The following is a 13,991-nucleotide window of genomic DNA, read 5'->3' on the forward strand; positions in this document are numbered from 1 at the left end:
CCGAGGGCACCGTCGGCCCCCTAGCGTCGCCACAGGCCGATCAAATCGATTTGCATAGGATGACTGGGACCGCGACGCGGTCTGATCCGGGAGGACCCATGACCGACAAGCCGGCGCTCCGTGTGGCGATGATCGGCTATGCGTTCATGGGCGCAGCGCACTCGCAGGCCTGGCGCAACGCCCATCGCTTCTTCGATCTGCCGGCCGTGCCCGAGCTGGCGGTCCTCTGCGGTCGTACGCAGGACTCCGCCGAGGCAGCCGCCCGGAACCTGGGCTGGGCCCAGAGTGCCACCGACTGGCGCGAGGTAGTCGGTCGAGACGACATCGACGTGGTCGACGTGTCCTCGCCGGGAGACACCCACCGCGAGATCGCGATCGCGGCCCTCGAGGCAGGCAAGCACGTGCTCTGCGAGAAGCCGTTGGCCAATACCGTGACCGAGGCGGAGGAGATGGTGGCCTCGGCCGACGCTGCCCGCGCGCGCGGCGTCCACGCGATGGTCGGCTTCAACTACCGGCGTACGCCGGCCCTGGCTCTGGCTCGCCAGCTCGTCTCGCAGGGGCGGCTCGGCCGCCTCCACCACATCCGCGCGCAGTACCTCCAGGACTGGATCGTCGACCCGGCATTCCCCCTGGTGTGGCGTCTTCGAAAGGACAAGGCCGGCTCCGGAGCGCTCGGCGACATCGGCGCGCACGTCATCGACCTGGCGTACTTCCTGACGGGTGAACGGCTCGCGGGCGTCTCAGGGACGCTCGAGCGCTTCGTCGAGCGGCGTCCCGTGCCAGAGCAGGCGGCCGGCCTCAGCGCGAGCGGGGGTGAGGAGACCGGCGAGGTGACGGTGGACGACGCGACCGCGTTCTTCGGTCGCACCGACGGTGGCGCCCTGGCGACGTTCGAGGCGACCCGGTTCGCGACCGGCCGCAAGAACGCGATGCGGATCGAGCTCAACGGCTCCGAGGGCAGCCTGGCCTTCGACTTCGAGCGGCTCAACGAGCTACAGGTCTATGACGGCAGCGTGCCCAGCAATGATGCGGGCTTCAGGCGCATCCTGGCCACCGAGCCGGACCATCCCTATGCCGGCGCGTGGTGGCCGCCGGGCCACGGCCTGGGCTACGAGCACACCTTCGTCCACGAGATTGCCGACTTCGTGCGCGACGTGTGCGCAGGCACCGCACCGTCCCCGTCCTTCGCCGACGGCCTCTACGTCCAGCAGGTGATGGACGCGGTCGAGCGCTCGTCGGCCGCAGCGTCGACCTGGACCGAGATCGTGAGGAGCTCCCGATGACCCGACCCGTCACGCTGTTCACCGGCCAGTTCGCCGACCTGCCGTTCGAGGAGGTCTGCCGTCTCGCGGCGGGCTGGGGCTACGACGGTCTGGAGATCGCGTGCTGGGGCGACCACTTCGACGTCCACCGCGCAGTCACGGAGGACGACTACGTCGCGGGTCGCCGGGCGATCCTCCACGAGCACGGGCTCGCGGTGTACGCCATCTCGTGCCACCTGACCGGGCAGGCGGTGTGCGACCATCCGATCGACGAGCGCCACCAGGGGATCCTTCCCGCCCGCATCTGGGGCGACGCGGATCCCGAGGGCGTGCGATCGCGGGCGGCCGAGGAGATCAAGGACACAGCCCGTGCCGCCGCGGCGCTCGGCGTCGAGACGGTCATCGGGTTCACGGGCTCCTCGATCTGGCACACCGTGGCGATGTTCCCGCCCGTTCCTCCCGAGATGATCGAGCGCGGGTACGCCGACTTCGCGGAGCGCTGGAACCCCATCCTCGACGTCTTCGAGGAGGTCGGCGTGCGGTTCGCCCACGAGGTCCACCCCAGCGAGATCGCCTACGACTACTGGACCACCGAGCGGGCGATGGAGGCCATCGACCACCGGCCGGCGTTCGGTCTCAACTTCGATCCCAGCCACTTCGTCTGGCAGGACCTCGACCCGCTCGACTTCCTGTGGGACTTCCGCGACCGCATCTACCACGTTGACTGCAAGGAGGCGAAGGTGCGCCTCAACGGTCGCAACGGCCGCCTCTCCTCCCACCTTCCGTGGGGAGACCCCCGTCGTGGCTGGGACTTCGTATCGACCGGGCACGGAGACGTTCCCTGGGAGCCGGTCTTCCGCATGCTCAACAGCATCGGCTACGCAGGCCCCATCTCGGTCGAGTGGGAGGACGCCGGCATGGACCGCGCCGTCGGCGCGCCCGACGCGCTGGCCTTCGTCCGGCGGCTGACCGAAATCGAGCCACCATCGTCGGCGTTCGACGCAGCGTTCTCGTCGCGAGGCTGACCCTCGCGCCCGGCCCCGCTGACATCTCGCCAACCACACCATCGAGAGGATCACGAGTGAGCCAGCTTCGCGTCGGAGTCATCGGTCTGGGAGAGGTCGCGCAGGTCGTCCACCTACCGGTCCTGGAGTCGCTGCCCGATCTCTACCGGGTCACCGCGGTCTGCGACATCTCCGCGACCCTGCGTGACCTCGTGGGCGATCGGTACCGCGTGGAGCACCGCTACGACGACGTCGCGGAGATGGTGCGGGAGACGCCGTCCTTGGACTGCGTGCTCGTGCTCAACAGCGACGAGTACCACACCGAGAGCGTGGTGACGGCCCTGGGCGCGGGCCTCCACGTCCTGGTCGAGAAGCCGATGTGCCTCTCGCCGAGGGAGGCCGAGGAGATCCTCGCGGCCCGTGACCGCTCCGGTCGCATCGTGATGGTGGGCTACATGCGGCGCTTCGCGCCGGCGTTCGAGGCAGCCAAGTCCCGGCTGGCGAGCCTCGGGCGGATCAACTATGCACGGGTCCACGACATCATCGGCCGCAACCAGCTGATGATCGACCAGACGGCGCGCGTGGTCAGGCCCTCCGACCTCCCGCAGTCGGCCCTCGAGGAGCGCTGGGCACGCGGCTCGGCCCTGGTGCGCGAGGCGATCGGGGACGTCGACCCGGTCCTCGGGGGCACGTATCGCCTCCTGTGCGGCCTCGGGAGCCACGATCTCTCGGCGATGCGCGAGCTGCTGGGACGCCCGCGCCGGGTCGCTGCGGCCCGGCAGTGGCGAGACGGCGGCTACATCGCCGCGCTGCTCGAGTACGACGACTTCGTCGCCGTCTACGAGACCGGCGTCGACGACCAGGTCAGGTTCGACGCCCACCTCGAGGTGTACGGCGACCTTGCCGAGCTGCGCGTGCAGTACGACACGCCGTACATCCGGCACTTCCCCACGACCCTGGTCGTCAAGCAGACCGTCGGCGAGGGCTACGAGGAAACGGTCGTCAGGCCACACCTGAAGGACCCCTACACCCACGAGCTGGAGGCGTTCCACGCCGCGGTCACCGCGGGAGCCCCCGTGAAGACCACGCCGGAGGACTACGTGGAGGACATGGAGCTCTTCGTCCAGATCATCCGCGCCCTCGAGCAGGCTTCGGACCAGGCGTGAGCCGAGCGTGACCGGCCAACCACCGGAAGATAGGTCGAGCACGCCGGAACTCAGTCCAAGCGTGAGCGTCCGCCGTTGCCTAGCCTCGTGGAGAGCGCCCGGGGCAGTCCCCCGACGACACCGAGAGAGAGACAGATGCTGACCCACGACGACGTCGAGTTCTTCCGAAGCCAGGGCTACCTCCTGCCGCAGCGACAGCTCTTCTCCGAGGAGAGGCTGGCGCAGCTGGAGGGCATCTTCAACGAGCACCTGGCCGACAAGGGCGACAAGCTGTCCGACGAGCTGGACACCCCGCACTACCGCGACGCACGCCTGCTGGACTTCCTGATGTCCGACGAGGTGCTCGACACCGTCGAGCCGCTGACCGGGCCGAACATCGCCCTGTGGTCGAGCCACTTCATCTCCAAGGACCCTTTCACCGGTCGGGAGACGCCGTGGCACGAGGACAGCGCCTTCTGGAACGGTCGCTTCAGTGCCTATGACGGCATCGTGACCGTCTGGCTGGCCCTGGAGAGCCCGAGCACCCGGAAGAACGGCTGCATGCGCGTCGTCCCGGCCACCCATCTGCTGTACGGCGCCTCGGAGTACGTGCCGACGGACATGTCGAACAAGACCTTCCACGCCGAGATCGCGCAGGTCGACGAGGACAGGGCGGTGTACTTCGAGCTCCAGCGGGGCGAGTTCTCGATGCATGACGGCCGGATCGTCCACGGGGCGAAGGCGAACACGAGCGCCATCCGGCGCACCGGCTACACCATGCGCTACTTCCCGACCTCGGTGCGGATGTTCGACAACGAGATCAACGCCGGCTGGAAGATCTGGCTGGCTCGCGGTGAGGACCTCGCCGGCAACACCTACGCCAACGTGCCCACCCCTGGCCTGAGGGGCGACCAGTGAGGATGGAGCAGTGAGGCTGGGTCTTCTCACCGCGTGTCTGCCCGGCACACCGCTGGAGCAGATCGTCGCGTGGGCGTCGGGTGCGGGCTACGCCGCCCTCGAGGTCGCGGTCTGGCCCGACGTCCCCGGTCGCGACTGGGAGGCGAGCCATCTCGACGTCGCGGCGTTCGACGCCCGACAGGCGGCACGGACGCGGGAGCTGTTCGACCAGCACCATCTGGAGATCTCCGCGCTGGCCTACTACGAGAACAACCTCGAAGCCGACCAGGGGCGCCGCGCTGACATCCACAAGCACCTACGACGGGTGATCGACGCCGCTGAGCTCCTCGGCCTCGGCCTGGTCGGGACCTTCGTCGGGCGCGACGTGACACTCACGGTCGAGGAGAACCTGCGGCTCGGCGAGAGGGTGCTCCCGCCACTGGTGGCGTACGCCGCGGACCGCGGTGTCCGCCTGGTGGTGGAGAACTGCCCCATGGAGGGCTGGCATCCCGACGGCTACCCCGCGAACCTCGCCTACTCCCCGCAGCTGTGGGACTGGATGGCGGGCGTGGGCCTCTACCTCAACTACGACCCGTCGCACCTGACGTGGCTGGGCATCGACCCGGTGGCCGTCGTCCCGGCGTACGCCGATCGCATCTTGCACGTCCAGGCCAAGGACACCGAGATCGACCCGGTCGGCCGAAACCGGCTGGGCGTGTTCGGCAACGCCGTGGCGCGCGCGGAGAACCCCTGGGCGAGCGGCTGGTGGCGCTACCGCATCCCCGGGCTCGGTGACGTGGACTGGGCGGCGGTAGTCGAGGCGCTGCGCAGCTCGGGGTACGACGGCGTCGTCTCCGTCGAGCACGAGGATCCCGTGTGGAGCGGCACGGAGGAGAAGGTCCACCACGGACTCGTGCTCGCGCAGGAGACGCTGGACCCGCTGGTGCGAACGACGACCGTGCAGACCTGACTACGACGCCCGGACCCGAGCCAAGGAGCAACGCGCGTGCACAGAGGGGTGTACTTCGACGGCTGGTTCTCTCGCCAGCACTGCTACCACCCGAGCCTGCCTCCGCGGCGGCTGCGCATGGTCGACGACCTCGTCGACTACCGCGCGACCGTGCTGGTGTGGGCGTCCATGGGTGGCGGCTCGCTGTCGTTGCCCTATCTGGAGCAGGAGGCCTTCGGCGAGCTCTCGGCGCGTGACCGCTTCTACGGCTTCGTCAACGACAGCGAGTTCGTTGCCGAGTGTCACAAGCACGGGATCGCCGTCTTCGGCATCGTCTTCGAGGCCCAGGGCTGGGAGTTCCCGGTCGAGCTGGACGACGACGAGTCCACCGTCCTGTCCCTCAACGAGCTGCGTGGTGTGGGCACCCGAGGCTGGCTCGGGCTTCGGGAGTTCTCCCAGAACCGCTATCCGAGACTGTGGAAGCCGGTCGAGCACTACTTCCCCGACGGCCTGGTCAACAGCCTCGGCGAGCGCGTCACCGATCTGATCGAGGAGTGCGTGGCCCGCGACATCCACCAGGAGCCCTGCCACGCGCGTTGGGTGGAGTGTCCCGACCGCGAGCATCAGTGCTACTACATGGACCGGAACAACCCCGTGTGGCGCGAGTACCTCAAGGCCGTCATCCGGATCCAGATCGATGCCGGCGTCGACGGGATCCAGCTGGACGAGGCCGAGCTCCCGATGGGTGCCTTCCAGTACGGTGCGTGCTTCTGCAAGGACTGCCTGCGGCTCTTCCGCGACTGGCTGCTCGCCCAACCCGAGGCACAGCGCAGCCCCCTGCTCGACGGGGTCGACCTGACGTCGTTCCACTACGGCGAATGGCTGCTGGCCCAGGGCTACGACTTCAAGTCCGACCGTGAGCACACCCCGCTGTTCGGTGAGTACTACAGAGCGCAGTGCGCGGCGGTCAAGCGGCACTTCGCCGAGCTCGCCGACTACGCGCGTGCCTATGCCGAGAGCGTCGGGCGAGAGGTGCTGGTCTCCGGGAACTTCTTCAACCTCGACCCCTCCTACCTGGCGCTGGCCGACGATGTGGACCTGATCATCACCGAGATGCGCAACACGACGTACCGGCAGCCGGAATGGTATCGCTACGTCGCGGCCTTCGCCGCCCACAAGGACGTCGTGGTGGTGGAGAACCCCTACGGCGGCGTGGTCCCCGAGCTGGTCGATCTCCTCAGCCGCGGACGCGGCCACGACCTGTTCCGGCTCTCGCTCTACGAGGCCGCCGCCTTCGGTGCCAGCATGACCGTGCCGTACGGCGCGTGGATGGGCGCGACGATCCAGGACGCCTTCTACGCGCCGCATGAGCTGGCGACAGAGGTCCAGGGTTTCATCGCCGACCACGACCACCTCTACGCCAAGGAGTCGTGGCACGAGGTGGCGGTGGTGTTCAGCGTGGCGAGCACCCGAGAGCTGATCGGCCGCGCCGACGCCAGCGACAACCTCGCGAACGCCCGCGACGAGTCCGTCCGCGTGCCGTACCGCGTGGTGACCGAGACTTTGTCGGGAGGTGGTCTCCCCTTCGACGTCGTGATCTTCCCCGACGGTGAGACTGCTCCGGACCGAGTGTCCGCGGAGTCGCTGGTGGGCTACCGCACCATCGTCCTGCCCGACTGCTTCGACCTGACCGACCGACAGGTCGATGCGCTGCGCGAGTGCCTGGACAACGGCATGACTCTGGTGGTGACCGACCGGTTCGGGGAGTCGTTGTCGGCCCAGAGGAGGTCGGCCCTGCTCGCTCACCCGGGCGTACGTCGGGGCGAGGCCGACGACATCGCCGCTCTGACGCCGGGGGGCCCCCAGGTCACGCTGTCGGTCCCGCTGGGGGTCAACGCGCACCGGCTCCCCGAGGGTGTGGCCGTGCATCTGGTGAACTACGACATCGACCGTGACGAGCACGCCCTGCGCCGCACCGGCGAGGTGACCGTCTCGGTCAGGTTCGACGGCGCGCCGGCGGACACCCTCTGCGAGGCGGTCCTGCACACCCCGGACGCTCCGGAGCAGACGTTGCACGTGCGGGTAGAGGACGGAGTGCGCACGGTGACTCTGCCGGACCTCGGGGTGTACGCGGTGATCGAGCTGAAGGGTGCCCGAACATGAGGCAGGGAGTGCTGACCGGGCCGGGGAGCTTCGACGTCGTGGACGTAGCCACGCCGGTCCCCGGGCGGGGCGAGGTGCTGGTCGAGGTCTCGGCGTGCGGGGTATGCGCCTCGGAGCTGGAGGCGTGGACAGGCCGGTCCGAGCCGACGTACCCGCTCCGTCTGGGACACGAGGTGAGCGGGACGGTCGTCGAGGTGGGTCCGGGCGTCGAGTCTCCCGCCGTCGGCGAGCCGGTGGGCGTGTGGGTCGCGAGCGATGGGTACGCCGACTTCGTCGTAGCTCGCGCGGAGCACTGCTTCGCAGCGCAGGGGGCTCCGCTCGACACGGTGCTCGCCGAGCCGCTCGCCTGCGCGGTCAACGCGGTCGAGCTGGCCGACGTCAGGCTGGGAGACGACGTGGTCCTGGTAGGCGCGGGGTTCATGGGGCACCTCGTCCACCAGCTGGTGGCACTTCGCGGAGCACGACAGGTGATCGTCGCCGACACCCGGGTCGACGCCCTCGAACGTGCCGTCGCGCTTGGTGCCACGGCGACGGTGCATGCCGGCGACCGGGATCTGGCCGCCGCCGTCGCCGAGCTGACCGACGGCGTTCTGGCCGATGTCTCGTTCGAGTGCACCGGCTCGCAGGCCGCCTTGGAGAGCATGGGTCGCGTCACGCGGATGAGCGGCAAGCTGGTGCTGGTGGGCTTCCACCAGGGGCCGCCTCGATCGGTGCCGTTGGGCTGGTGGAACTGGATGGCCTACGACGTGCGCAACGCCCACTTCCGTGAGATGTCGACGATCCTGCGTGGCATGGATGTCGGCATGCGTCTGCTGCGAGCCGGCCTGCTCGATCTCGCTCCGCACGTGACGCATCGGTTCCCGCTCGCCGATATCGGCGACGCCTTCGACGCCGCCGTCACCAAGCCCGACGGCTTCGTCAAGGCGGTGGTCACCATGGCGGGCACGTCCTGACGGCCACACTGCGGGTCAGCCGGATGCGCGGACGACCAGGGGACAGGGGAGGGGCACCTCACGCCCTTCCCCGTCGTACTCGCCGGACAGCCTGCTCACCAGCAGCCTGCCGGCGCTGACGCCGATGTCGTAGGCCGGGTTCAGCACGGTCGTCAGCGGCGGATGGACGATGGTGGCGGCGTCGACGTCATCGAAGCCCGCGACAGCGACGTCGCCGGGCACCGTCAGCCCGGCGTCGCGCAGAGCGTCGATCGCTCCGATGGCCATCAGGTCGTTGGCGCAGAACACCGCATCCGGCGTCTTGCCCGGCCGCGCGGTCAGGATGGTGTGCATCGCCTCCGACCCGCCGTGCCTCGTCCAGTCGCCGGTGACCATGTAGGCCGGGTCGATGGTGCGGTCGGCGTCGGCAACGGCTCTGGTGAACCCGCTGACGCGCTGGGCGCCGTACGGGCTCGGGCCCTGGATCATCGCGATCCGATCGGGGTCGCGTGCGAGCAGGTGCCGGGTCGCCTCGTAGGACCCGCTCTCGTCGTCGATGGTCACGACGTCGATCCGCGGATGGTCCAGCCCGCGACCGACGCACACGACCGGGACTCCCATGTCCGCGGGCTTGAGCGCGCCCGCGGACGCGGCGTCGATGGCGGCCAGCACGATCCCGTCCGCCCCGCGGTCGAGGACGTCGTCGAGGAACGTCGCCTCCCGGTCGAGAATCCCGTCGGTGTTGCACACGTAGGTGCCGTAGTCCTGGCCGTCGAGGGCGTCGGCGACCCCGCGGGTGAGCACGCTGTAGAACGGGTTGGTGATGTCCGGCACGATGATCGCGATCATGTGCGACCGTCTGGTGCGCAGCGAGCGGGCGACGTGGTTTGGCCGGTAGCCGAGGGTGCGGATGGCCTCACGCACTGCGCCGCGCGTGTCCTCCGCGACGAGGCGCTTGCCGGACAGCACGTGGGACACGGTCGTCGGGCTCACGCCCGCGAGGGCGGCCACCTGGTTGATCGTGACCCGGCTCTGCTCGGGCAGGCGGGCGGCGCCGTGGGCAGGCGCGGCGCCGGGGCTGAGCGTTCGTTTCGCCGCCATGTCCTCGCCGTTTCGTCAGGCCCCTCCGCTCGAGGCCCCGGAGTCGACCCGACCGATCTCCCGACCGGCCGACGGGGTTGTATCGTAGCGAGCCGCCGGGCGACAAATCGATTTGGGGTTTGCTATGTGGGCCGATGTCGAGCGCTTCGGGATCGATGCGCTGGTCGCGGCCGACTCCACGGGTCCGCGTCGACGGCCCCGGCGCTTCGCCGTCCAGGTCCCCGAGCTGACCTCCGTCGAGGTCCACTGGCACGACTACTACGAGCTCGGCGTCGTGCTCGAGGGGTGCGGCTCGCACGTGGTCAACGGCGGTGCCCACGACCTGGGACCCGGCGACGCCTTCCTGTTGTCGCCGGCCGACTTCCATGCCCTGGAGGCTCGCACATCCCTCCTCATGGTCAACGCGGTGCTCCATCCGGAGCTGGTCGAGCCCACACTGGAGACGGTTCGGACCGGCGATCCGGGTCTGCCCTGGCACGCCGGCGAGCTGGCGCCGGTCCGGGCGGCGATCGGGGCCGTGCGTCGGGAGGTGGCCCGTCGCGAGCCGGGGTGGGAGCTGGTGGTCGAGTCTGCGCTCACCGCCGCCCTGGTGGGCCTGGCCCGGTCCTGCGGCGACGCCGACACCGAGCGCGAGGAGGACGACCAGGGCGGGTCCATCCATCTTCGACGAGCGGTGCGGTACGTCGAGCAGCACTTTCGCGAGCCGCTCACGTTGGGGCAGGTCGCCGCCGTTGCCCATCTGTCGCCGCACTGGTTCAGCGAGCAGTTCCGGCGTACGACCGGTGACTCCTTCCAGTCCTACCTGAAGCGGCGCCGGCTGCGGTTCGCGCGAGCGCTGCTGGAGTCGACCCGGCTCGGAGTCACCGAGGTGGGCCTGGCAGCCGGGTTCGGCGACCCCTCCTACTTCGGCCGCGCATTCCGCCAGGAGTTCGGGGTCCCCCCCTCCCGGGTGGGCGTGCGTGGTGTCCACCCGGACGCTCGGACGAGGTGAACGAGGGCATAGCCGGGGTGCAACGGCTCTTGACAACCCGAAACGCCACAGACGATGCTGCCGGAAGCCAATCGATTTGCATGTTGCGTCGCTCACATCCAGACGCGCTCGATCCAAGGGGCCAGCCATGGTTAGTCACCGAGTCTCCAGCAATGCACGTGTCGTCGTCGCGGTCGCCCTGGCCAGTGCGCTGGTCGCCGCGTGCGGGAGCGGCCACAAGCCGAGCACGAACGCTGGGACGGGGCAGGGTCCGGTCAAGGACCCGACGTCGCCGACCACGGTCACCTTCTCGTCCTGGGTTGGCAGCGACCCGACGATGAAGAAGATGGCCGCGAACTTCCACAAGCTCCACCCGAACATCACCATCCAGTTTCAGAACGTCAGCGCCGACAACGCGGCCCAGAAGCTGACCACGCAGATCGCTGGCGGCAACCCGCCTGACGTCGCCTACATCGACGCCAGCAACACCTCGGACTTCGCATCCCGGCAGGCGCTGGTCAACCTGGACAACTACATCAGCCGCAGCAGCGTGGTGAAGCCTGACGACATCGTCGACGCGTTCAAGACCTTCGTCACCTACGACGGACACCTGTGGGGCCTGCCGATCGACGGCGAGTCCACCGGACTCTTCTACCGGACCGACCGCTTCAAGCAGGCCGGAATCGACGGGCCGCCCAAGACCTGGGACGAGTTCATGACCGACGTCCAGAAGCTCACCGATCCGGCCGCGAAGCAGTACGGCTACGAGGTCTTCGCCCCCGAGGCCGCCTACTACTGGTACCCCTGGCTGTACCAGGCCGGTGGCGACCTGCTCAGCGCCGACGGCAAGGACATCACGTTCGACAGCTCCCAGGCGCAGACGGCCGCGAACTTCTACGTCAACCTCGCCAAGTACTCGCCGAAGGACTACCTGAACTCCAACTCCTACGACGGACGCGTCGCGTTCGAGCAGGGCCAGGTGGCGATGTACATGGCCGGCTCGTGGCTGGCCGGGACGCTGCACTCCGAGGACCCGAAGATCGACGACGACTGGGCCACGGCTCCGCTCCCGAGCGGCCCCGCGGGGTGCAAGACGACGATCGCGGGCGACTCCCTGGTGCTCCTCGCCGACAGCCCCCACCCCGACGCCGCCTGGTTGTGGATCGAGTACCTCGAGAAGCCGTCGAACCTCGCGCTGTGGACCTACAAGTCCCCGAACGGCACCGAGCTCCCGCCGTTGAAGTCCCTTCTCGACTCCCCGGACCTGGCCAAGACCAAGCCCGTGCTCAAGGGCTTCGCGCAGCTCATGTCCTGTGGAGTGGCGAGCACCGTGTCGAACCCGAAGTTCCCGCAGATCGAGCAGCAGCTGAACACCGAGCTGGGCAAGGCGTTCTACGGGCAGCAGACGGCGGACCAGGCTCTCGCCAACTCCAAGGACAAGGCCGAGCAGATCCTGGCTCACTGAGCTCGAGAGGAGCACGCTGACGAAGGCGACTCGGCGTATGACGGCCCGGACCGGCACGCCGGCCCGGGTCGTCGTGCGGTAGCGCCGGATCCGACCACCACGGGCAGGACGACGGGCACGATCGGGAGAGTGAGGACGTGGCGATCACAGGAGCGCTGACCCGGGGACGCGCCCGGAACGCCAAGCCGACGAAGCCGAAGCGGAGGCGGAGTCTGCGCAGGACGGCTCGCCGGGCGCGCCGGGAGTGGTCGGCCTACGTGTTCCTCGCGCCCGGACTGATCGTGTTCTCCGTCTTCACCGTGGCGGCTCTCGTCTTCGCGTTCTACCTGACGTTCCACGAGTGGGATGCCATCCAGCCCTACAAGCCCTACGTCGGGCTCCAAAACTACCGGGACATGGTCCACGACAAGGACTATCGCCAGTCGATCCTCAACACGGTGTACTACACCGGTGGCTCCGTTCCGCTCGGCATGCTGGTGGGCCTGGCGCTGGCCCTGCTGCTGAACCTGCCGATCAAGTTCCGTGGGTTGTTCCGGACGCTCTACTACCTTCCGGTGGTCACGCCCCTGGTCGCCGCCTCGATCCTGTGGAAGTGGCTCTACAACGGCGACTTCGGACTCTTCAACTACTACCTGCTCAGGGTGCACCTGATCGACCAGCCGCTGCTGTGGCTGTCCAGTGAGAACCTCGCCATGCCCGCGGTAATCCTGATGACAGTGTGGATGAGCACCGGGTTCTCGATGGTGGTCTACCTCGCCGGCCTCCAGGCCATCCCGGACGAGCTGTACGAAGCGGCGAAGATCGACGGGGCCGGGCCGCTCAAGCGGCTGATCCACATCACGATCCCGATGCTCCGTCCGACGACGCTGTTCTTGCTCGTGATGGGGATCATCGGCTCGTTCCAGGTGTTCACCCAGATCTTCATCATGACCAACGGCGGACCCGTCGACAAGACGACCACGATGGTGTTCTTCATCTACCAGGCAGCGTTCAAGTTCTACCAGTTCGGCTATGCCAGCACGCTGGCGTTCGGGCTCTTCGCGCTGCTCTTCGTCGTGACCCTGGTGCAGCTGCGCCTCTACCGGAGGGCGGACCTGTGACGGCGTACGGCGAGACCGAGCACGAGTCCGCGGCCGTTCTCGAGGCTCCCGGGAACCGGCGACGCCCCGGCTCGGGACGTGAACGGCGGCGCCGCGGCCAGACGGCCGAGTGGGGCTGGGCGCGATGGCTGGTCTACCTCGTCCTGGTGGCCGGCGCCATCGTGTTCCTGGCGCCGTTCGCCTGGCTGGTGAGTGCCTCGTTCCAGAGCCTGAGCGAGATCTTCTCGGTCTCCCCGCACTGGATCCCGCACCACGCGACCGCCACGGGCTACCGGCAGTTCCTCAACCTCGGTCACCTCACGACCGCCCAGCGGGGGCAAGGGACGGGCGACTGGCGGTGGTTCGCCAACAGCGCGTTCGTCGCCACGTCGGTGACGGTCCTCCAGACCTTCTTCAACGCCCTTGCCGCCTATGTCTTCGCGAAGCGGGAGTTCCCCGGGCGCAACATCATCTTCATGATCTTCCTGGCCACGATGATGGTCCCGGGCCAGGTCACGCTGATTCCCAACTACATCATCACCAAGCACATCCCGTTCTTCGGGGGCAACGACTTCCTCGGCAACGGCGGTCACGGGTGGCTGGACTCCTACTGGGGCCTGATCATGCCCGGGACGGTCAGCGCGTTCGGGATCTTCCTGCTGCGCCAGTACATGCAGAGCATCCCGGACGACCTGCTGCAAGCGGCCCGCATCGACGGCGCCAGCGAGTTCCGGATCTTCTGGTCGATCGTGATCCCCCTGTGCGGGCCTGCCCTCGCGGCATCGGCGATCTTCACGTTCCAGGCGGCGTGGGAGGACTTCCTGTGGCCGTTGATCATCATCTCGAGCCCGGATCGCTACACCGCCCCGCTGGGACTGGCACTCTTCGTCGTCAAGAACGAGACGTCGTGGAACCTGCTGTTCGCGGGATCGGTGATATCGACACTGCCGATGGTGCTGATCTTCGCCATCTTCCAGCGCCGGTTCATCAAGGGCATCGCCCTCAGCGGGCTCAAGGGCTAGGC

At 68.5% G+C, this 13,991-nt stretch carries 12 protein-coding genes; 11 read left to right on the top strand and 1 reads right to left on the bottom strand.

All coding sequences use genetic code 11. The features are described 5' to 3' along the window. Positions 1 to 98: 98 nt before the first annotated feature. The 7 genes from VHW64_RS10745 (at position 99) to VHW64_RS10775 (ending at position 8,373) form a co-directional block, all read left to right on the top strand. Positions 99 to 1,283 carry a Gfo/Idh/MocA family oxidoreductase gene (locus tag VHW64_RS10745; protein ID WP_329650547.1) on the top strand — a complete coding sequence of 395 codons (1,185 nt, stop codon included), beginning with the start codon at positions 99 to 101 and terminating at the stop codon, positions 1,281 to 1,283. After that, positions 1,280 to 2,287 carry a sugar phosphate isomerase/epimerase family protein gene (locus tag VHW64_RS10750; protein ID WP_329650548.1) on the top strand — a complete coding sequence of 336 codons (1,008 nt, stop codon included), beginning with the start codon at positions 1,280 to 1,282 and terminating at the stop codon, positions 2,285 to 2,287. The genes VHW64_RS10745 and VHW64_RS10750 overlap by 4 nt, the downstream gene beginning before the upstream one ends. Before the next feature lie 56 nt (positions 2,288 to 2,343). Continuing rightward, positions 2,344 to 3,432 (top strand): Gfo/Idh/MocA family oxidoreductase, encoded by a 1,089-nt coding sequence (locus VHW64_RS10755; RefSeq protein ID WP_329650549.1) that lies wholly within the window; start codon positions 2,344 to 2,346, stop codon positions 3,430 to 3,432. A 135-nt stretch (positions 3,433 to 3,567) separates the two neighbouring features. Then, positions 3,568 to 4,329, top strand: a complete 762-nt coding sequence (locus VHW64_RS10760; protein WP_329650550.1) for a phytanoyl-CoA dioxygenase family protein — start codon at positions 3,568 to 3,570, stop codon at positions 4,327 to 4,329. 10 nt (positions 4,330 to 4,339) lie between these two features. Beyond that, complete coding sequence (locus VHW64_RS10765; RefSeq protein WP_329650551.1) at positions 4,340 to 5,278, top strand: sugar phosphate isomerase/epimerase; 939 nt, start codon at positions 4,340 to 4,342, stop codon at positions 5,276 to 5,278. A gap of 36 nt (positions 5,279 to 5,314) precedes the next feature. Further along, the gene (locus VHW64_RS10770) at positions 5,315 to 7,420 is read left to right on the top strand and encodes a hypothetical protein (protein ID WP_329650552.1); all 2,106 of its coding nucleotides are present in this window, start codon (positions 5,315 to 5,317) and stop codon (positions 7,418 to 7,420) included. After that, the gene (locus VHW64_RS10775) at positions 7,417 to 8,373 is read left to right on the top strand and encodes a zinc-binding dehydrogenase (RefSeq protein ID WP_329650553.1); all 957 of its coding nucleotides are present in this window, start codon (positions 7,417 to 7,419) and stop codon (positions 8,371 to 8,373) included. Before VHW64_RS10770 ends, VHW64_RS10775 begins: the two co-directional genes overlap by 4 nt. Positions 8,374 to 8,388: 15 nt before the next feature. Here the strand turns inward: VHW64_RS10775 and VHW64_RS10780 are convergent, their stop codons facing one another. Further along, entirely contained in the window at positions 8,389 to 9,453 is a 1,065-nt protein-coding gene (locus VHW64_RS10780; RefSeq protein ID WP_329650554.1) for a LacI family DNA-binding transcriptional regulator, read from the bottom strand. Between the two features lie 124 nt (positions 9,454 to 9,577). Between VHW64_RS10780 and VHW64_RS10785 the strand changes: the two genes are divergently transcribed. The 4 genes from VHW64_RS10785 (at position 9,578) to VHW64_RS10800 (ending at position 13,989) form a co-directional block, all read left to right on the top strand. Beyond that, positions 9,578 to 10,444: an AraC family transcriptional regulator gene (locus VHW64_RS10785; RefSeq protein WP_329650555.1), complete on the top strand. Its 867-nt coding sequence runs from the start codon at positions 9,578 to 9,580 to the stop codon at positions 10,442 to 10,444. Positions 10,445 to 10,571: 127 nt separating this feature from the next. After that, positions 10,572 to 11,888 carry a sugar ABC transporter substrate-binding protein gene (locus VHW64_RS10790; RefSeq protein WP_329650556.1) on the top strand — a complete coding sequence of 439 codons (1,317 nt, stop codon included), beginning with the start codon at positions 10,572 to 10,574 and terminating at the stop codon, positions 11,886 to 11,888. Positions 11,889 to 12,025: 137 nt separating this feature from the next. Continuing rightward, positions 12,026 to 12,988 (top strand): sugar ABC transporter permease, encoded by a 963-nt coding sequence (locus VHW64_RS10795; RefSeq protein WP_329650557.1) that lies wholly within the window; start codon positions 12,026 to 12,028, stop codon positions 12,986 to 12,988. Further along, positions 12,985 to 13,989 carry a carbohydrate ABC transporter permease gene (locus VHW64_RS10800; RefSeq protein ID WP_329650558.1) on the top strand — a complete coding sequence of 335 codons (1,005 nt, stop codon included), beginning with the start codon at positions 12,985 to 12,987 and terminating at the stop codon, positions 13,987 to 13,989. The genes VHW64_RS10795 and VHW64_RS10800 overlap by 4 nt, the downstream gene beginning before the upstream one ends. Positions 13,990 to 13,991: the final 2 nt, after the last annotated feature.

The organism is Nocardioides sp., from assembly GCF_036267815.1.
Taxonomy (GTDB): Bacteria; Actinomycetota; Actinomycetes; order Propionibacteriales; family Nocardioidaceae; genus Nocardioides.